Raw genomic sequence first — 17,749 nt, forward strand, 5'->3', positions numbered from 1 at the left:
TCGACCTCCTCGTCGAGCGGCTCGAGCACCCCGACGCCCCGCCCCGGCACCACCTCCTCACCCCACCCGTCTCCCTGCGCGCCAGCACCGGCCCCGCCTCCGCGTCCGCGGCCGGCGACTGACATCAGCGCCCGCCGTCGGACAGGCGAGCCCCGGGAACACAGACATAACGACCGGTCGGTAATCTGCCGGGCATGACTACTTCCGCCCTCGGACCGCGCGCCGGTCGACGCTGTCACAACCCGCTCAACTCCCTGCACGCAGCGCACTACTTCTCACCCGACCTGGGGCGCGAGCTGGGCGTGCTGGGGATCACCCGTCCGCGGGCCGTCAACCTCGCCGTGCGGGCGGCCGCGCTGGGGCCGGTCGGGGCGGGCGCCGTGACGGCGACCTTCTTCAACTACAAGCACGAGCTCGTGGCCCGGCACGTGCCCGCGGTGTGGTCGATCGCCGGCCCCGCCGACGTGCTCGCCGCCCGGCTGCGCGCCGTCGACGCGACGCTGCGACGGCTGCTGGGGGAGGAGGCCGTGGCGTCCGCGGAGATGGCGGAGGCGGCACAGCTGGCGTTGCGCGCCGCCGAGGCCTGCGGGCGCGGCGCCCGGCCGCTGTACTCGGCGCACGCCGATCTTCCCGTCCCCGAGGAGCCGCACCTCGCGTACTGGCACGCCGCGACCCTGCTGCGCGAGCACCGGGGCGACGGGCACCTGGCCGTGCTGACGTCCGCGGGCCTCGACGGGCTGGAGGCGGTGGTCACCCACACCTCCACCGGCCGGGGCATGACGCCGAAGTGGGTGCTGGCCACGCGCGGTTGGACCGAGGACGACTGGAACGCGGCGGCCGGTCGCCTGCGGGAGCGCGGACTGCTGGACGCCGAGGGCGAGCTCACCGGGCGGGGCGTCGCGCTCCGCGAGGACGTAGAGCACGAGACCGACCGCCTCGACCTGGCCCCCTACGAGCACCTCGGCGCGGAGGGCGTGGCACGTCTGACGGCCCTCGCCTCGGAGTTCGCCGCAGCCGCCGCGGCCGCCGGGGCCTTTCCGGCGGATCTCGTCGGCAAGCACTGACACGTCCGGGCGGCCGGGTGGGGCGACGCCGCGACCCCCGCCCGCCCGGGCCGGCAGGCGACGAACACCCTTACGGCGTCGCCGCCTTCACCGCCGGTCCCGGTCGGCGCGCCGGTCGTCGCCGGGCGTGCTGAAGGCCTCCAGGATGCGCTCGGCGGCCAGCGTCGCCGTGAGCTCCCCGTCCCGCACCCGCTGTTCGAGGTCCGGGGCGAGAGCCCGCACCGACGGATCGGCGTGCAGACGGCCGAGGAGTTCGTCGCGGACCATGGACCACGTCCAGTCGACCTGCTGCTCGCGCCGCTTGGCGGCGAGGCGGCCGCTGGAGTCCAGCAGCGTGCGGTGCTGCTCCAGACGCTCCCACACGGTGTCCAGGCCCGCGGACTCCCGGGCGCTGCAGCTCAGCACCGGCGGCGACCACGCCGCGTCCCTGCCGTGCATCAGGCGCAGCGCGCCCGCCAGTTCCCGCGCGGCGGCGCGCGCGTCCCGCTCGTGCGGGCCGTCCGCCTTGTTGACGGCGATGACGTCGGCCAGTTCCAGGACGCCCTTCTTGATGCCCTGAAGCTGGTCGCCGGTGCGGGCGAGGGTGAGCAGCAGGAAGGAGTCGACCATGTCGGCCACCGCCGTCTCGGACTGGCCGACGCCGACCGTCTCGACGAGGACGACGTCGTAGCCGGCCGCCTCCATCACCACGATCGACTCCCGTGTCGCCTTGGCGACCCCGCCGAGGGTGCCGGCGGTGGGGGAGGGCCGTACGAAGGCCGCCGGATCGACGGCGAGGCGCTCCATCCGCGTCTTGTCGCCGAGGATCGAACCGCCCGTGCGGCTCGACGACGGGTCCACCGCGAGCACCGCCACGCGATGCCCGAGCGAGGTCAGCATCGTGCCGAACGCGTCGATGAACGTCGACTTGCCCACGCCCGGCACCCCGCTCACACCGATCCGCCTGGCCCGGCCGCTGTGCGGCAGCAGTGCGGTCAGCAACTCCTGCGCCAGCGCCCGGTGCTGGGGGCGGGTGGACTCCACGAGGGTGATCGCGCGGGCGACCGTCGCCCGCTTGCCGTCGAGCACGCCCTTCACATAGGTGTCGAGGTCGATCGCCATGGGCTTCAGCGGTCGTGCCCGAGGTCGTCCGACAGCCGCTTCACGAGGTCGTAGGCCGCGTCCGGGATGACCGTGCCCGGCGGGAAGACGGCCGCCGCACCCATCTCCAGGAGCGTGGGCACGTCCTGCGGCGGGATGACGCCCCCGACGACGATCATGATGTCCTCGCGGCCCTCCTCGGCCAGCTGCTCGCGCAGCGCCGGTACGAGGGTGAGGTGTCCGGCGGCCAGCGAGGACACCCCGACGATGTGCACGTCGGCCTCGACGGCCTGCCGGGCCACCTCGCCCGGGGTCTGGAACAGCGGGCCGACGTCCACGTCGAAGCCGAGGTCGGCGAAGGCGGTCGCGATCACCTTCTGGCCGCGGTCGTGTCCGTCCTGGCCCATCTTGGCGACCAGGATGCGCGGGCGCCGGCCCTCGGCCTCCTCGAAGGCGGAGACCAGCTCGCGGGTGCGGTCCACGGACGGGGACTCGCCTGCTTCGTTGCGGTACACGCCGGAGATGGTACGGATCTGGCTCGCGTGGCGCCCGTACACCTTCTCCAGGGCGTCCGAGATCTCGCCGACGGTGGCCTTCGCCCGGGCCGCGTTCACGGCCAGCTCCAGCAGGTTGCCCTCGCCCCCGGCGGCCCGGGTCAGCGCCTCGAGCGCGTCCCGGCACGCGGCGTCGTCCCGCTCCTCGCGCAGCCGCCGCAGCTTCTCGATCTGCTGCGTGCGCACCGAGGAGTTGTCGACCTTGAGGACGTCGATCTGCTCGTCGCTGTCCACCCGGTACTTGTTGACGCCGATCACCGGCTGACGGCCCGAGTCGATACGGGCCTGCGTACGGGCCGCGGCCTCCTCGATGCGCAGCTTGGGGATGCCCGCGTCGATGGCCTTGGCCATGCCGCCCGCCTGCTCGACCTCCTGGATGTGCTGCCAGGCCCGGCGGGCCAGGTCGTACGTCAGCTTCTCCACGTAGGCGCTGCCGCCCCAGGGGTCGATGGCCCGGGTGGTGCCGGACTCCTGCTGGATCAGCAGCTGGGTGTTGCGGGCGATGCGCGCCGAGAAGTCGGTCGGCAGCGCCAGGGCCTCGTCGAGGGCGTTGGTGTGCAGCGACTGGGTGTGCCCCTGGGTCGCCGCCATCGCCTCGACACAGGTGCGCGTGACGTTGTTGAAGACGTCCTGCGCGGTCAGCGACCAGCCAGAGGTCTGTGAATGGGTGCGCAGAGAAAGGGACTTGGCGTTCTGCGGGTCGAACTGCCGCACCAGCTTGGCCCACAGCAGCCGCGCCGCGCGCAGCTTGGCGACCTCCATGAAGAAGTTCATGCCGATCGCCCAGAAGAACGACAGCCGCGGCGCGAACGCGTCCACGTCCAGGCCCGCCTCACGGCCCGCGCGGATGTACTCCACACCGTCGGCGAGGGTGTACGCCAGCTCCAGGTCGGCCGTCGCACCCGCCTCCTGGATGTGATAGCCGGAGATGGAGATGGAGTTGTAGCGCGGCATCCGCTGCGAGGTGAAGGCGAAGATGTCGGAGATGATCCGCATCGACGGCTTCGGCGGATAGATGTAGGTGTTGCGGACCATGAACTCCTTGAGGATGTCGTTCTGGATGGTCCCGGCCAGCTTCTCGGGCGGCACACCCTGTTCCTCGGCGGCGACGATGTAGAGCGCCAGCACCGGCAGCACGGCGCCGTTCATCGTCATCGACACGGTCATCCGGTCGAGCGGGATCCCGTCGAACAGCTGCCGCATGTCGTAGATCGAGTCGATCGCCACGCCCGCCATGCCGACGTCACCGGTCACCCGGGGGTGGTCGCTGTCGTAGCCGCGGTGCGTCGGCAGGTCGAAGGCGACCGACAGGCCCTTCTGTCCGGCCGCGAGGTTGCGCCGGTAGAAGGCGTTGGACTCCTCGGCGGTGGAGAATCCGGCGTACTGGCGGATCGTCCAGGGCTGGTTGACGTACATCGTCGGGTAAGGGCCGCGCAGATACGGCGCGACGCCCGGGTAGGTGCCCAGGAAGTCCAGGCCCTCCAGGTCCTGTCCCGTGTACAGCGGCTTGACCCGGATGCCCTCCGGGGTCTCCCAGAGCAGGTCGTCCCCGCCCGCCGCCTTCTTCACGGCCGTGCGCCATGCGTCGGCGCCGCCCTCGGCGACCGGGGTCCCCAGCTCGATCCCGGAGAAGTCGGGGATACCCATCAGGACTCAACTCCCATGCGGTCGAGGGTGGCGGACAGCACGGCGACGGCGTCACAGCCCGCGAACACGTACGCGTCGACGCCCGAGTACGACGCCGGACGCCCGGCGAGGAACACGTGCGCGGCGCCGGCGGCCCGCAACCGCGCGGCCTCCGCCTCGGCCTGCTCCTCGTACAGCGCGTCGCTGGAGCACAGGCACACCTCGGTGGCGCCGCTGTCCTCGAAGGCGCCCTCGGTGACGGGCTCGACACCGCCCGCCTGGAACAGGTTGGCGGCGAACGTCAGCCGCGCGGTGTGCGCGGCGGCCGGGCCGATCGTCGCCAGATAGATCCGCGGGCGGGAACCGGTCGCCGCGAGATGCGCGTCGGAGCGTGCCCGCAGCGCCTCGTAGGCCTCGTCCCGACGCACTCTCGGCAGACCGCCGGACGGCGGCTCGGGCTTGCTCTCGCGCACCACCGGCTTCTCGGCGAGGAACGGGAACTCGCTGACGCCGGTGACGGGTTCGCGCCTCTTGGCGAGCCTGGCGCTGCGGGTCTGCCAGGTGTCGGCCAGGGCCTGCCGCAGACGGCCCGAACGCAGGACGGCCGCCTGTCCGCCGTCGCGCTCGATCCACTGGAAGAACTCCCAGCCCGCACGGGCCAGTTCGTCCGTCAGCCGTTCCACGTACCAGGAGCCGCCGGCCGGGTCGATCACCCGGGCCAGGTGGGACTCCTCGATGAGGATCGTGGAGGTGTTGCGGGCGATGCGCCGCGCGAACGCGTCCGGCAGCCCGAGCGCGTCGTCGAAGGGCAGCACGGTGACCGCGTCCGCCCCGCCCGCCCCCGCCGCCAGCGTGGCGATGGTGGTGCGCAGCATGTTCACCCAGGGGTCGCGGCGCGACATCATCACCGCAGAGGTCACCGCGTGCTGGAGCTGCGCGCCGGCGCTCGGCGCCCCGCACACCTCGGCGACCCGGGACCACAGCCGGCGCGCGGCCCGCAGCTTGGCGATCGTCAGGAACTGGTCCGCGGTCGCGGCGTAACGGAACTCCAGTTGCTGACAGGCCTGTTCGACGCTCAGTCCGGCCGCGGTCAGCTCCCGCAGATACGCCACACCGGTCGCCAGCGAGGCGCCCAGCTCCTGCGCCGCCGAGCCGCCCGCCTCGTGGTAGGGCAGCGCGTCCACCGTCAGCGCCCGCAGCCCCGGATACTCCTCGGCGCATCGCCGGGCGAGACCGGCCGCCGGAGCGAAGTCGCCCGCCCGGCCCGTGCGGGCCTCGTGACCGAGCGGATCCGCGCCCAGGTTGCCGCGCGCCGCATCCGCGGCGACGCCCCGCTGCGCGTACAGCCGCAGCAACTCCCGTGCGGCTTCCTCTACTTCGGCGCCCGCGTCCAGCACGACGGGCGCCAGGTCGAGAAGGACGCCGTCGAGGACCTGTTCGAGTGAGGCCGCGGGGACGCCGCCCCGGCCGACGACCAGCCAGAGGGAGGTGACGCCGTTCTCCAGGTCGGCGAGCACGGCGCCGCCGTCGGCCGCCGCGTGCCGCTGCCGTACGTCCCACCCTCCGGCGGTGTTGCCCTCCGGCCTGCCGCCCCGCACGTACGGAGCGAACCCGGGGTAGCCCGGCTCGGGCGCGCTGTCGTGCGCGGTGTAGAGGGGACGGGTGCGCAGCCCGTCCTCCAGCGCGGTGGACAGGGCTTCCTCGGCCTGAGCTCCCTCGACGTCCTTGCCCGACTTGCGCAGCACGCCCGCGATGAGGCGCTGCCACTGCTCGTGGGTGGCGTCAGGGAACTCGCCGGCCAGCTCAAGCCCGTCGTCAGGCAGGACCGTCATGCTCGGATGCTAGGGCAGATACGGAGAGGAACAGGAGAGGGCATGGCTGTGACCTTTCCCTCCCGGACATTGTGACCTGCCCCTCGCCGCGCCGTCCTGGCCGGAAAACGGGCCCGGCGCGGCATCCATGGAGAGTCCCGTGGACACCGCGCGCTCCCTGGAGTCCTCGATGAACGCCCGCCGTGTCGTGCCCGTCCTGCGGTCGGACGCGGTGCCGGAGAGCCGGGAGTTCCACGGCCTGCCGGGCTTCGAGGCGGTGATGAACGACGGCTGGATCACGACGCTCGCCCCGCCCTCGGCTCCGGCGGGCCGGCGGTCCGGATCAGCCTCGTCACGGACGACCGGACCGCGCCCGCCACACCGGGCCTGAGCGTCGCCGTGGACGCCGTCCGGGCGGCCGGAGACCCAAGGGCGTGCCGCTGTCATCGACCGGCGGACGTCATGCGTCGGCGGTGGCGGGCTCCTTCTCGGCCTGCGCGGGCGCCGTCGCCTCCGATGCGTCGGCTGCCGTGTAGAAGACGGAAGAGCCCTGCTTGGTGCGCTGCACCAGGGCTTTGGCGACGAGGCCTTCCAGGGTGGTGCGGACCACGGTGGTCTTGACGGTGCGCTCGGGGTGCGTCTCGCCGAGGGCGGTGGCGATCTCGGCGGCCGAACGGGGTTCGCTCTGCTGGGCGAGATGGTCGCGGACCAGGCCGACCAGGGTCGGCTGCGCGGTCGCCGCCGCTTCCTCGTGTGCCGTTTCCCTGCGCGCCGTGTCGGTGGCGGCGGTGTCCTTCTTCGGGGCGGTGTCGTTCTTCACGGCGGCGCGCTTGCGGGCGGCGGGCTTCTGCGCCGAACGGGCGGGCGGCTGCGAGGCGGACTTCTTCGGCTGCGCCCGCTTACGGCTGCCCGACGCGGCAGAGGACTTCTTGCGGGGGGCGGGCACCGCGACGCTCCCGGCGGGCCCGGCCGCCTCGAGGGGCTCGACCGCTTCGAGGGGCTCGGCCGTCCTGACCGGCGTCGGCGCCGAGCCGATGGCCTGCCGAATGCTGACGAGCACGCCGTGGTCCCGTTCGAGTGCCGCCAACTGCTCTTGCAGGGCGGCGATTTCGGCGCTCACGCGGTCCTGTTCCTTGGCGTTGCGTTCGAGATCGGCGGTCACCTGAGCGGTGTAGTGGGAGGTGAGTTCGGTGGAAGCGTTCTCGGACATGAAGCACACGACCTTTCCTCGATGGGAGGCGGCAGACGAACGGGCCTGCCCCAGTTGCCGCCGGCGGCATGCCGTCGCCCCGGCGAGCCGTTGCCCACCGGTCGGGCGGCGACAGTTCCCCGAGTACGGCACTGCTGGAGAGATAGTACGGACAACTGGAGTAAATGGTTCCTCGAGCGTGCCGCTGTGACGCTCGCTCCGACGGCCGCCGCGTCACTCAGGCCGGCCTGCCCAGCGACCAGCCCGTCACGTCCGCGAGCCGGCCGCGCCACAGAGGCATGACGACGGGCCTGCCCGGGCCGGCGACGGTGGCGTCGCGCAGATGGATCCACTGGGGAAGCCGCTGCGGGCCGGGGCGCCCCTGCCTGTCGGCGACGGCCTGGTCCACCTCTTCGGGGAAGTGCTTCAGGAGCTGTGCGCCGGGCCCGTCGAAGCCGCGCAGGCTGTGCGCCCACTCCGCCGTCCAGGCCTCGTGCGAGATCAGTTCTCCGTGGAGGAAGCCGCCTCCGACGGTCAGCGTGATCGGCAGGGCGGCCTCCGGGTCCTGCCCGATCAGCCGTACCAGCATCTGGAGTTGGACGTCCGGCGCCGGTTCGGTCACGACCGGGGCGGCGGGCTGGTGAAGGGGATCGTGCTCGGTGGTCATGGCCGGCGGTCCTTCGACGTCGGGGGCGGGACGAACGTCTCCTGCCCGCGCCGTGCGCGGGCATGTCCGCCCCGACGGCGTGGCGCGGCAGTGCTGAACTCAGGCCCCGCTGCGCGGGAGGCGTACGACCTGGACGAAGAAGTCGTCGATCTGGCGGACCGCGGCGATGAACTGGTCGAGGTCGACGGGCTTGGTCACGTAGGCGTTGGCGTGCAGCCGGTAGCTGCGCAGGATGTCCTCCTCGGCCGCCGAGGTGGTGAGGACGACCACGGGGATGTGCGAGAGGTCCGGGTCCGACTTGATCTTCTCCAGCACCTGACGGCCGTCGTACTTGGGCAGGTTGAGGTCGAGGAGGATGAGGTCGGGCCGAGGCGCGTCCGGGTGGCCGGCGCGCCGGTAGAGGAAGTCGAGCGCCTCCTCGCCGTCCCGCACCACATGCAGGGTGTTGCCGATCTTGTTGTCCTCGAACGCCTCGCGGGTCATCAGCTCGTCGCCGGGGTCGTCCTCGACGAGGAGCACGTCGATGGGGGTGGCGGAGGGGAGGGACATGTCAGGCCTTCTTCTCGTTGTGCGTGCGGGTGGCGGCCGTCGCGACGGCGGCCGTGACGGAAGGGGCCGTCGTGCCGGCGGCCGTGGTGGATGACGCGGCCGTGGTGGCGGTGGTCGCGGTGGCGGTCGTGGTGACGGTGGTGGCGATGGTGGACGGGAGGGTGAAGCAGAACCGGGCGCCCTCGGTGTGATCGGTGTCGAGCCAGATCCGGCCGCCGTGGTACTCGACGATCTTCTTGCACAGGGCCAGGCCGATGCCGGTGCCTCCGTACGCGTCCCGGCTGTGCAGCCGCTGGAAGATGACGAAGACCTTCTCCGCGAACTGTGCCGGGACGCCGATGCCGTTGTCGGTGACGGACAGCCGCCAGGCGTCCGGGTTCCCGGGGTCGGGTTCGCAGGTGACACGCACGTGCGGGGCGCGGTCCGGGTGGCGGAACTTGAGCGCGTTGCCGGCCAGGTTCTGCCACAGCATGGTGAGCAGCGTCGGGTCGCCGACGACCTCGGGCAGGTGTTCCGGCCGGTCGACGCGAGCGCCGGACTCCTCGACGGCCGTCGTGAGGTTGGTCAGCGCCTTGTCGAGCGTCTGCTCGAGGGCGACGGGCAGCTGGGCGTCGTTGACGCGCCCCACCCGGGAGAAGGTGAGCAGGTCGTTGATGAGGACCTGCATGCGTTTGGCGCCGTCGACGGCGAAGTCGACGTACTGCAGGCCCCGTTCGTCGAGCTTGTCCCCGTACCGCTTCTCCAGGAGCTGGCAGAAGGAGGCGACCTTGCGCAGCGGCTCCTGCAGGTCGTGCGAGGCGACGTAGGCGAACTGCTCCAACTCGGCGTTGGAGCGCCGCAGTTCGACGGCCTGGGCGTCCAGGTCGGCGGCCTGCCGGGTGAGGGCGTCCCGCTGGCGGCGGGAGGCGTCCAGCTCGGCGACGATCTGCTGGCGCATGCCCTCGACGTCCGCGGCCACCGCGGCCAGGTCCGTCGGGCCGTCGGCGCTGATGACATGGCCGAAGTCGCCGCCGGCCACCTGCCGGGACGCCCTGCGCAGCGCTTCCAGCGGGCGGGTCACGAGCATGCGGACGAGTACCGCGAGGACGAGGCCCGTCACCAGGAAGACGGCGACCATGCCGCTCAGGACCGCGTTGCGCAGCTTGCGCTCGTGCGACAACTTGGCCCGGCCGTCGCGGACGGCCTCCGCCAGGTCCGTGTTCTGGTGCGTCCACAGGGCGCGGAGGTGGTCGAAGGACTCCTTGCCGCGGTCCGCGGTGCGCTGGTCGACCGGCTGAGGACGGCCCGGGGTGACCGAGGCGGCGAGCGGTTCGGCGTAGGCGCTCCGCCAGTCCGCGGCGCTCTGCTCGACCGCCTCCAGGTCGGCGAGGAGCGCGGGACGGTCGGCGACGAGGGCGCGCAGCCGGCCGGCCGCCACCGCCTCGTCGTGCTTGCCCCTGGTGTACGGCTCCAGGAACTGCCGGTCCGCGGCGCTCGCGTACCCCCGGACCCCGGTCTCCTGGTTCACCAGGGCCGCCTGCAGGCGGTACGCCTCGGTCTGCGCCGGCTGCATCCGCCGGAGGAGCTGGTCGCTCACCTGCGCCGTCCGGTCCAGCATGTTCGCCCCGACCACGGTGCCGACCACCACCACCAGCATCATCAGCGCCAGGACCAGGTAGAACCAGCTCTGCACCGTGAGCCGGCGGCCCGTCCAGGTCCTGCGCGTCACGTCCGTCATCCTTCGTTCCGACACCGCTCGCCCCGCTCGTTCAGTTCCAGCTCAGGTGGACCAGGGCCACGTCGTCGGCCAGGCCGCCCTGCGACTCGGCCAGGCCCCCGACCCGCTCGATCAGCCGGTCGACGAACGGCTCCGGCGCCAGACCGGCTCCCTCCCGGGCCAGGGCCAGCAGTCCGGCCTCGCCGAGTCGCTCGGCGCCGCGGCCGACGTGCCCCTCGAACAGGCCGTCGGTGAAGAGCACCACGCCTGCTCCCGCGGGCACCTCCAACTCCGCCACCGGCCGGCGCGCACCGCCGGGCACGACGCCCAGCGCGGGGCCGCCGGGCGGCTCCGCCCACTCGATCCCGCGGCCGGTGCGCAGCAGCAGCCCGTGGTGGCCCGCCCGGACGAGCCGGGCGCGTTCCTCTCCCGGCACTGCGGTGAGACTGACGAGCGTCGCGAAGACGTCGCTCCGGGCGCGCTCCGCCAGCAGGATCTCCTCCAGCCGCTCCACCTGCTCGGCGCCGGTGACGTCGCAGAACACCAGGGTGCGCCAGGCGATCCGCAGCGCGACGCCGAGGGCGGCCTCGTCCGGACCGTGCCCGGAGACGTCCCCGACCAGCGCGTGCACCGTGCCGTCGCGGCTCTGCACGATGTCGTAGAAGTCGCCGCCGAGCAGAGCCTGCGCCCGCCCGGGAAGATAGCGGGCCACGACCTCGACGTCGTCGCCGCGCAGGAGGGGGCGCGGCAGCAGCCCGCGTTCCAGGCGGGCGTTCTCCTGTGCCTGCATCTGGCTCGCCTGGAGGGCCACGGCGGCCTGCTCGCCCTGCTTGCGCTGGATCGCGTAGCGCACCGCCCGCCCGAACAGCTCGGGCTCGACCCGCCCCTTGACCAGGTAGTCCTGCGCGCCCCCGGCGACCGCCGCCAGCCCGGTCAGCTCCTCGGCCAGTCCGGTGAGCACCACGATCGCCACCTGGTCGGCATGGGCCTTGATCCGGGAAACCGCCTCGAGGCCCTGGGCGTCCGGCAGGTGCAGGTCGAGCAGCACGCAGTCGGGTATCTCGGTCCCGAGCACCTCGGCGGCCTCCGCCATCGAGCGCACCCACCGCAGGCGCATCTTCAGCGCGCTGTCGGCGACCAGCTCCTCCACCAGCAGGGCGTCGCCCGGGTCGTCCTCGACCAGGAGGACGGACGGTTCCCACCACTCCCACTCGGCGACGCCGTCCCACGGCGCGTCCGACGGCGCATCCGACGGTGGTGCCGCATCCCCGGCGTGCGACGACATCATGGTCCCGACCTTCCCGCCCGAACGCGCCGCAGTTCTCAACGATGTTGTCGAATGACAACAGTCGAGAGGATACCCGTACGGGTGGGTAGCTCCGCTGCGGGCGCACGAGGGGTGCGGCGTCCTACGGTCGGACGCCCTGGGCTGAGCGGTAACTCCCTTGATTCCCATGGTAGTTCGCTGGGAAAGAAAGCGTGCCGGGCCGGACGCCCGCATCTCGCTCCGGCGTTCGGGTCAGGGGCGCCCGCGCGCGACCGCCGCCCGCCGTGCCAGCGAGTCGAGGACGACCGCGACGTACAGCACCCCGCCGGTCACGATGAACTGGATCGGAGGCTCGACGCCCAGCAGCGCCATGCCCGAGGCGATCGACTGGATGATGAGCACTCCCAGCAACGCGGACCAGGGCGAGCCCCGCCCGCCGAACAGGCTGGTGCCGCCGATGACGGCGGCCGCGATGGCGTTGATCAGCAGCATGCCGGAGCCCGGAACCTGGCTCGCCGAGGTGAGCCGTGAGGCGACGAACAGACCGCCGACCGCCGCCAGTGTTCCTGACGCCATGAACACCGCGATCCGCACCCGCGTCACGTCCACGCCCGCCCGCCGGGCCGCCTCCGGGCCGCCGCCCAGCGCGAGGACCCGCCGGCCGTAGGGCGTGCGGCGCAGAAAGAGGTCCGAGGCGACGATGACCGCGAGGAAGATCAGAAGCGCCAGCGGCACGCCTGCGAACCGCCGCAGGACGTGGACGGCGGTGAACGCGGCCACCGCCAGGAGCGCGGTGCGCACCCAGATCCGGGTCATCGGCCCGTACGGCATCCCGGCCGCGGCGCGCCGTCTGCGGTCGCGGCAGGAGACGAGGAGGTACGCGGCCGTGGCGAGCGCGGCCACACCGTAGGTGGCGACGACGGTGTCGAAGTAGCGGCTGGTCAGCGTGGCCACCAGCCCGGTCTCGCTGAAGTTGATGGAGGTCTCCGTCCCCAGCAGGTAGAGCATCACACCGTTCCAGGCCAGCAGGCCCGCGAGGGTGACGACGAACGCCGGCACGCCGATCTTGGCGAACGAGAACCCGTGCAGGCACCCGGCGGCCGCGCCGCAGGCCACCGCGACCAGCACGGCGAGCCACTCGGGCATCCCGAGATTCACGTTCAGCGACGCGAACACCGCGCCCGCCAGACCGGCGAGCGAGCCCACCGACAGGTCGATCTCGCCGATCAGCAGCACGAAGACGATGCCGACGGCGATGATGCCGGTCCCGACGATGTCCACGCTGAGGACGGAGAGGTTGCGCGGCGAGAGGAAGCGGGGGTTGAGGCCCTGGAAGACCGCCCAGGTCACCGCGAGGGCGAGGAGGACGGGGACCGGGCCGAGATCGCCTTCGCCCAGTCTGCGGCGCACCGCCCGGGCGTGTGCCCCCAGCTGCTCGGTGAGGCTTCGGCGGCCGGCGGACTCCCGGGAGTCGGACCGGCCGGAGTCCGGCGGGTCGGACGAGTCGGACTGTCGCGAGTCGGACCGTGGCGAGTCGGTGGGCGGTGTGTCGGCGGCGCGGGTCCGGGTCGGCCGCCCCCACCCTCGGCCCCTCACGGCCAGGTCTCTTCGGGGTGGGTGGTGCGCTGGGCCACGGAGTTGTCCGCCGCGCCGGTGATGGAGGAGATGATCTGTTCCTGCGAGGCCGTGTTCACGTCGAAGAGGCCGTTGTTGCGTCCCAGGCGCAGCACGGCGACCCGGTCGGCGACGGCCTTGATGTCGCCCATGTTGTGGCTGATGAGAAGGACTCCGAGGCCGCGGTCGCGCAGCTCCTCGATGAGGTCGAGGAGCTGGCCGGTCTGCTCGACGCCCAGGGATGCGGTGGGTTCGTCGAGCAGGAGCAGCCTGGGCTCGCCGAGCAGCGAGCGGGTGATCGCGACGACCTGGCGCTGGCCGCCGGACAGGGAGGCGACCGGAACCCGCACGTCGGGGATCCGGATGGACAGGGTGTGCAGCAGCTCGCGGGTGCGGCGCTCCATCTCGACCTCGTCCAGAACGCCGAGCCGGTGGATCTCCCGGCCGAGGAACAGGTTGCCGACGACGTCGAGGTTGTCGCACATCGCGAGGTCCTGGTAGACGGTCGCGATGCCCAGGACGTGGGCGTCCTGGGGTCGTCTGATCTGGATGGCCCTGCCCTGCCATTCCATGACGCCCTTGTCGGCGGGGCCGACCCCCGAGATCACCTTGACCAGGGTGGACTTGCCCGCGGCGTTGTCGCCCATCAGGGCGACCACCTCACCGCCGCTGATCTCCAGTTCGACGTCCATCAGTGCCTGGACGGCGGCGAACCGCTTGGACACGCCGCGCAGCGTCAGCAGGGGCTGAACCGGCACGGGACCACCTCCTTCTCGGCTCCGGCCGTGGCGCTCACGGCGTGAGCCCTGCCTTGGCGCAGGCGGACCGCAGGTTCGGGGGGCAGATCTGACCGATGGTGTACACACCGTCCTTCACCAGGGTCTTCTTGATGTCACCGACCGTCACCGGGACCGACGGGAGCAGGACGGTGGGGATGTTCTTGGTGGTGGCGTTGTCGACGGTCCCGGTGGCGATGGACGACACCGACTTGCCGCGCCCCAGGGCGACGGCCATCTCCACGGCGGCGTCGGCGGCCGACCTGTAGGGCTTGTAGACGGTCATGTACTGGTCGCCCGCGACGATGCGCCGCACGGCCGCGAGGTCGGCGTCCTGCCCGGTGACCGGGGGCAGCGGCCTGACCCTGGTGGCGTTGAGGGCGGAGATCACGGCGCCGGCGAGACTGTCGTTGGCGGCCAGGACCCCGTCGATGCGGTCCGTGCCCAGGGCGGCGATGGCGGCCCGCATGTCGGCGAAGGCGTTCTCCGGCCGCCAGCCGACGGTGTCGTAGGACTTGCCGATCTTCACCTTGCCGGCGAGGACGGAGAGGGCCCCCCGCTTGAACCAGTCGGCGTTGGGGTCGGTGGTGGCGCCGTTCATCATGACGATCTGGCCGCCGTCGGCCTTCGCGCCCATCGCCTTGAGCAGCGCCTCTCCCTGCAGCTTGCCGACCTTCGCGCCGTCGAAGGTGACGTATCCGGAGATCGGGCCCTCTGCGAGCCGGTCGTAGGCGACGACCGGGATGCCGGCCCGGTGGGCGGCCGCCACCGAGGGGCGGAGCAGTTGCGGGTCGACGGCGGCGATGATCAGGACGTCCACCCCTCTGGTGATCATGGATTCGAGCTGCTGGCGCTGTACCGCCGGGTCGGGGGTGGCGGCGAAGGCCCTCGGGCAGCCCGGGCACAGTTCCCCGAGCTTCTTCTCGATGAGGGGCTTGTCGAACTGTCCGAAGCGGGAGGCGCCGCCGCCGGGGAGCAGCAGGCCGACGGTGGGGTTTCCGTTGCCGCTCCCGCTCCCGCTCCCGCCGCCGTTGTCGCCGCCTGCGGTGCAGGCCGTGGCCAGGGTCAGGGCAGCGGCGATCGCGACGGCCGTGCACGCACGGGCGGGGGACCTGCGTTTCACGGCTCGGAGGCCGAGACCGAGACCCATCTTCGGTTCCTTAGGAATTGTCCGGTTCCTTCATAAATGAGTATTCCGCTGCCAAGGGTAGCCAAGCCGCCGCTCTCGTTCCGTCCGGGGTGGCGCGCGCGGCGGTTCGCCCTGACGTCACCGGCTCCGGCGGGTGCGCGCCGAATCCTTGACCGGGCCCGGCGCTCCCCGGTGTCGTGTTGCGGCAAATGGAATACGTACCGCTATGAGCAACGCCATCTCTCCGATTTTGGTGTCAGTCGAGGAGTGGCCGTGGCTCGTCAGGCCTGTGCTGTCGTCGCGCGGGGCAAGGGCGCCCCCGTCGGTGTGGAGACGATCGTCGTGCCCGACCCCGGGTCCGGCGAGGCGTCGGTGAAGGGTGGCGTGCGGGGTCTGGCACACCGATCCGCACTACCGCGAGGGCGGCCTCGGCGACGACTTCCCCTTCCTGCTCGGCCATGAGGCGGCGGGCGTCGTGGAGGCGGTGGGGGAGGGTGTCGCCGACGTCGCGCCCGGTGACTTCGTCATCCTCGACTGGCGTGCCGTCTGCGGGCGGTGCCGGGCGTGTCGTCGCGGCCGTCCCTGGTAATGCTTTGCCACGCACAGCGCCGGGCGGAAGATGACCCTGCCCGACGGCGCCGAACTCACCCCGGCCCTCGGCATCGGGGCCTTCGCCGAGAAGGCCCTGGTGGCCGGTCAGTGCACCAAGGTCGGCCCCGCCGCGTCGGCCGCCGCCGGCCTGCTGGGCTGCGGCGTGACGGCGGGCATCGGGACGCGGTCAACACCGGCGCTGTCGGGCGCGGCGAAGGTCATTCCGCAGGTGGTGCGGGCGTTTCGAACTGTGTTCCGCCAGGTCTGCGACGGCCGGCGATGCAAGGCCTTGGACGCCTTGACAGGGTTCTGGGCCGCCTCCAGACTGATGTTGCGCTTACCGCAATCCGTTTCGCTATATGCACCGAGGTGTCATGATGATTCCCGCGTGCCGTCTCGCGGATCTCCCGCGAGGCGAGGCCTTCCGGCTCGACGTCGACCCGCCGGTCTCGGTGTTCCACACCGACGACGGCGAGGTCTTCGCCATCGACGACACCTGCACCCACCAGGACGCCTCGCTCGCCGACGGCTGGCTGGAGGGCTGCGAGGTGGAATGCCCCCTGCATGCCTCCAAGTTCGACCTGCGGACGGGGGTCGTCGACGCGCCGCCCGCGAAGCTCCCGGTCCGCACGCACGGGGTCCTCGTCGAGGACGGCATGATCTACGTCCGGGTGTCCACGTCGACGCCCAACCTGCCGCCCTGTGTCACGGCCAGACTCGCCGGAGGCCCCGCGTGAGGACCGTCGCCGCGGTCGGCGCCTCGCTGCCCGGCCTGTCGGCGGCACGCTCCCTGCGCAGGCAGGGCCACGGCGGACGGCCGGCCGTCGTCGGCGACGAACCCCACTGCCCGGCAAGCGGGTCGCCGCGCCCGACCTCACCGAGATGCCCGACGTCGGCCGTACCGGGTACGGCCTGGTGAGCGTGGCCGTACGTGAATGGCCCGGCCATGTGCGGGTCTGTTCGGCGGACGACCGCACGATCGTCGAGATCGTCGAGTGCGACCGGCTCTACTCCCCGCACCTCGTGGAGAGCGGAAGGGACGTCAGCCGGTCGGTCGAGCCCTTCGACCGGGTCGGACCGCCAGGACTTCGAGGCCTGGGCGCGCACCCAGCCCGGCATGAGCTCCCGGATGTGCACCGGGGGGAGGGGTGCTGGTGTCCAGCGAGCACCGCATCGGCGCCTTCCGCGACTGGGTGAACGGGCGCCTGGGCACCCGGCAGTCGTCGCGGTAGCGGCCGGGGCGCTCAGCCCAGGAAGCCCATCCGGTGGCTGATGTCCTCCGCGCCCTTCAACAGGACCGGCGAGAGCTCGTGCAGACGTTCCTCGGTGAGCCGGTAGGAGGGACCGGAGGCGCTCAGCGCGGCGATGACCCGGCCGTCCCGGTCGCGGACCGGCGCGGCCATGGCGTGCAGGCCGATCTCCAACTCCTCCAGTGTCCAGGCGTAACCGCGCTCACGGGCTTCGGCGAGGTCCTTCTCCAGCTTCGCCTTCGCGGTGATGGTGTGCGGGGTGACCTTCTTCAGGCCGGCCTCGGCCAGCAGCGCGGCGCGTTCCTGGGCGGGCAGATGAGCCAGCAGGATCTTGCCGCTCGACGTGGCGTGCAGCGGGGTCAGCTCGCCGACCCAGTTGTGCGCGGTGACAGCCCCCGGGCCGCGGACCTCGTAGAGGTTGATCGCGTAGTGCTCCTGCATGACGGCGATGTTGACCGTCTCGCCGATCTCCTCGGCGAGCCGCTCGCAGACGGGGCGGCCCTGCTGCGTGATGTCGATGCGCCCGGTGACCGCGCCGGCCAGGCGGACGATGCCGAACCCGAGCCGGTACTTGCCGCGCTCGCCCGCCTGTTCCACCAGGCCGCGCGCCTCCAGGGCGCCGAGCAGCCGGAACGCGGTGGACTTGTGAACGTCGATCTCGGCGGCGACCTCGCTGACGCCTGCCTCGCCCCGCTGGGCCAGTATCTCCAGGACGCTGATGGCACGGTCTACCGACTGCACCCCGCCGGCCTGCGAACTGGTTGTCTCGGTGTCTGCGCTGTGGTTGCTCACAGCGAAACTATACGCGTAGTAAAAAACGCCGAGGCAAGTAACGCGGGCGAATCCTATGGCGCGAGCGGGACGAGGCGCCATGGCTCCCCTGCAG

Annotated in this window: 15 protein-coding genes and 3 pseudogenes; 6 read left to right on the plus strand and 12 right to left on the minus strand. The window is 72.2% G+C overall.

Annotated features, from left to right (window positions below):
* A pseudogene (locus IE239_RS06695) lies at positions 1 to 122 on the plus strand (LacI family transcriptional regulator); the annotation flags it as partial.
* 72 nt (positions 123 to 194) lie between these two features.
* On the plus strand, positions 195 to 1,064 hold the full coding sequence (locus IE239_RS06700; protein WP_190148336.1) for an SCO6745 family protein: 870 nt from the start codon (positions 195 to 197) through the stop codon (positions 1,062 to 1,064).
* An 87-nt stretch (positions 1,065 to 1,151) separates the two neighbouring features.
* Here IE239_RS06700 and meaB read toward each other — a convergent pair whose 3' ends face one another.
* Genes meaB through IE239_RS06715 form a run of 3 tightly spaced genes read right to left on the minus strand, consistent with a single transcriptional unit; the run spans position 1,152 to position 6,156 of the window.
* A complete protein-coding gene (meaB, locus tag IE239_RS06705) occupies positions 1,152 to 2,165 on the minus strand; it encodes a methylmalonyl Co-A mutase-associated GTPase MeaB (protein WP_190148337.1) in 1,014 nt (337 codons plus the stop codon).
* A gap of 5 nt (positions 2,166 to 2,170) precedes the next feature.
* A complete protein-coding gene (gene scpA / locus IE239_RS06710; protein WP_190148338.1) occupies positions 2,171 to 4,345 on the minus strand; it encodes a methylmalonyl-CoA mutase in 2,175 nt (724 codons plus the stop codon).
* Positions 4,345 to 6,156, minus strand: a complete 1,812-nt coding sequence (locus IE239_RS06715; RefSeq protein WP_190148339.1) for a methylmalonyl-CoA mutase subunit beta — start codon at positions 6,154 to 6,156, stop codon at positions 4,345 to 4,347. The genes scpA and IE239_RS06715 overlap by 1 nt, the downstream gene beginning before the upstream one ends.
* Positions 6,157 to 6,295: 139 nt before the next feature.
* On the opposite strand from IE239_RS06715, the gene IE239_RS06720 reads away from it, so the two are divergent.
* Entirely contained in the window at positions 6,296 to 6,526 is a 231-nt protein-coding gene (locus IE239_RS06720) for a VOC family protein (RefSeq protein WP_190148340.1), read from the plus strand.
* A 69-nt stretch (positions 6,527 to 6,595) separates the two neighbouring features.
* On the opposite strand, the gene IE239_RS06725 is transcribed toward IE239_RS06720, so the two are convergent.
* The 8 genes from IE239_RS06725 to IE239_RS06760 all read right to left on the minus strand — a co-directional run bounded on the left by IE239_RS06725 (position 6,596) and on the right by IE239_RS06760 (position 15,043).
* Positions 6,596 to 7,345, minus strand: coding sequence for a BlaI/MecI/CopY family transcriptional regulator (locus IE239_RS06725; protein WP_190148341.1), 750 nt, complete (start codon positions 7,343 to 7,345; stop codon positions 6,596 to 6,598).
* Positions 7,346 to 7,562: 217 nt separating this feature from the next.
* Positions 7,563 to 7,991 (minus strand): GvpU-like protein, encoded by a 429-nt coding sequence (locus tag IE239_RS06730; protein ID WP_190148342.1) that lies wholly within the window; start codon positions 7,989 to 7,991, stop codon positions 7,563 to 7,565.
* A gap of 99 nt (positions 7,992 to 8,090) precedes the next feature.
* Positions 8,091 to 8,540: a response regulator gene (locus tag IE239_RS06735; protein ID WP_190148343.1), complete on the minus strand. Its 450-nt coding sequence runs from the start codon at positions 8,538 to 8,540 to the stop codon at positions 8,091 to 8,093.
* A 1-nt stretch (position 8,541) separates the two neighbouring features.
* On the minus strand, positions 8,542 to 10,179 hold the full coding sequence (locus tag IE239_RS06740; protein WP_229877918.1) for a sensor histidine kinase: 1,638 nt from the start codon (positions 10,177 to 10,179) through the stop codon (positions 8,542 to 8,544).
* Positions 10,180 to 10,288: 109 nt separating this feature from the next.
* Positions 10,289 to 11,524, minus strand: a complete 1,236-nt coding sequence (locus IE239_RS06745) for a PP2C family protein-serine/threonine phosphatase (protein WP_229877861.1) — start codon at positions 11,522 to 11,524, stop codon at positions 10,289 to 10,291.
* A 231-nt stretch (positions 11,525 to 11,755) separates the two neighbouring features.
* Positions 11,756 to 12,934 carry a sugar ABC transporter permease gene (locus IE239_RS06750; protein ID WP_229877920.1) on the minus strand — a complete coding sequence of 393 codons (1,179 nt, stop codon included), beginning with the start codon at positions 12,932 to 12,934 and terminating at the stop codon, positions 11,756 to 11,758.
* A gap of 161 nt (positions 12,935 to 13,095) precedes the next feature.
* Positions 13,096 to 13,875, minus strand: a complete 780-nt coding sequence (locus IE239_RS06755) for an ATP-binding cassette domain-containing protein (RefSeq protein ID WP_190148346.1) — start codon at positions 13,873 to 13,875, stop codon at positions 13,096 to 13,098.
* Positions 13,876 to 13,909: 34 nt separating this feature from the next.
* Positions 13,910 to 15,043, minus strand: coding sequence for a sugar ABC transporter substrate-binding protein (locus IE239_RS06760; protein WP_190148347.1), 1,134 nt, complete (start codon positions 15,041 to 15,043; stop codon positions 13,910 to 13,912).
* 252 nt (positions 15,044 to 15,295) lie between these two features.
* Between IE239_RS06760 and IE239_RS06765 the strand changes: the two are divergent.
* The 3 genes and pseudogenes from IE239_RS06765 to IE239_RS41860 all read left to right on the plus strand — a co-directional run.
* Positions 15,296 to 15,853: pseudogene (locus IE239_RS06765) on the plus strand (alcohol dehydrogenase catalytic domain-containing protein); the annotation flags it as partial.
* Positions 15,854 to 15,987: 134 nt separating this feature from the next.
* Complete coding sequence (locus tag IE239_RS06770; protein ID WP_190148348.1) at positions 15,988 to 16,350, plus strand: bifunctional 3-phenylpropionate/cinnamic acid dioxygenase ferredoxin subunit; 363 nt, start codon at positions 15,988 to 15,990, stop codon at positions 16,348 to 16,350.
* 226 nt (positions 16,351 to 16,576) lie between these two features.
* Positions 16,577 to 16,845, plus strand: a pseudogene (locus tag IE239_RS41860) (SRPBCC family protein); the annotation flags it as partial.
* 12 nt (positions 16,846 to 16,857) lie between these two features.
* Here the strand turns inward: IE239_RS41860 and IE239_RS06775 are convergent.
* Positions 16,858 to 17,604 (minus strand): IclR family transcriptional regulator, encoded by a 747-nt coding sequence (locus tag IE239_RS06775; protein ID WP_190148553.1) that lies wholly within the window; start codon positions 17,602 to 17,604, stop codon positions 16,858 to 16,860.
* Between the last annotated feature and the right edge of the window lie 145 nt (positions 17,605 to 17,749).

This window comes from Streptomyces humidus (assembly GCF_014649655.1).
GTDB lineage: Bacteria > Actinomycetota > Actinomycetes > Streptomycetales > Streptomycetaceae > Streptomyces > Streptomyces humidus.

Bases quoted from the DNA above. Each gene is read 5' to 3' on its own strand.
- IE239_RS06715 (WP_190148339.1), bottom strand. From the start codon at position 6,156: ATGACGGTCCTGCCTGACGACGGGCTTGAGCTGGCCGGCGAGTTCCCT.
- IE239_RS06735 (WP_190148343.1), bottom strand. From the start codon at position 8,540: ATGTCCCTCCCCTCCGCCACCCCCATCGACGTGCTCCTCGTCGAGGAC.
- meaB (WP_190148337.1), bottom strand. From the start codon at position 2,165: ATGGCGATCGACCTCGACACCTATGTGAAGGGCGTGCTCGACGGCAAG.
- IE239_RS06725 (WP_190148341.1), bottom strand. From the start codon at position 7,345: ATGTCCGAGAACGCTTCCACCGAACTCACCTCCCACTACACCGCTCAG.
- IE239_RS06700 (WP_190148336.1), top strand. From the start codon at position 195: ATGACTACTTCCGCCCTCGGACCGCGCGCCGGTCGACGCTGTCACAAC.
- IE239_RS06745 (WP_229877861.1), bottom strand. From the start codon at position 11,524: ATGATGTCGTCGCACGCCGGGGATGCGGCACCACCGTCGGATGCGCCG.
- scpA (WP_190148338.1), bottom strand. From the start codon at position 4,345: ATGGGTATCCCCGACTTCTCCGGGATCGAGCTGGGGACCCCGGTCGCC.
- IE239_RS06770 (WP_190148348.1), top strand. From the start codon at position 15,988: ATGATGATTCCCGCGTGCCGTCTCGCGGATCTCCCGCGAGGCGAGGCC.
- IE239_RS06740 (WP_229877918.1), bottom strand. From the start codon at position 10,179: ATGATGCTGGTGGTGGTGGTCGGCACCGTGGTCGGGGCGAACATGCTG.
- IE239_RS06760 (WP_190148347.1), bottom strand. From the start codon at position 15,043: ATGGGTCTCGGTCTCGGCCTCCGAGCCGTGAAACGCAGGTCCCCCGCC.
- IE239_RS06730 (WP_190148342.1), bottom strand. From the start codon at position 7,991: ATGACCACCGAGCACGATCCCCTTCACCAGCCCGCCGCCCCGGTCGTG.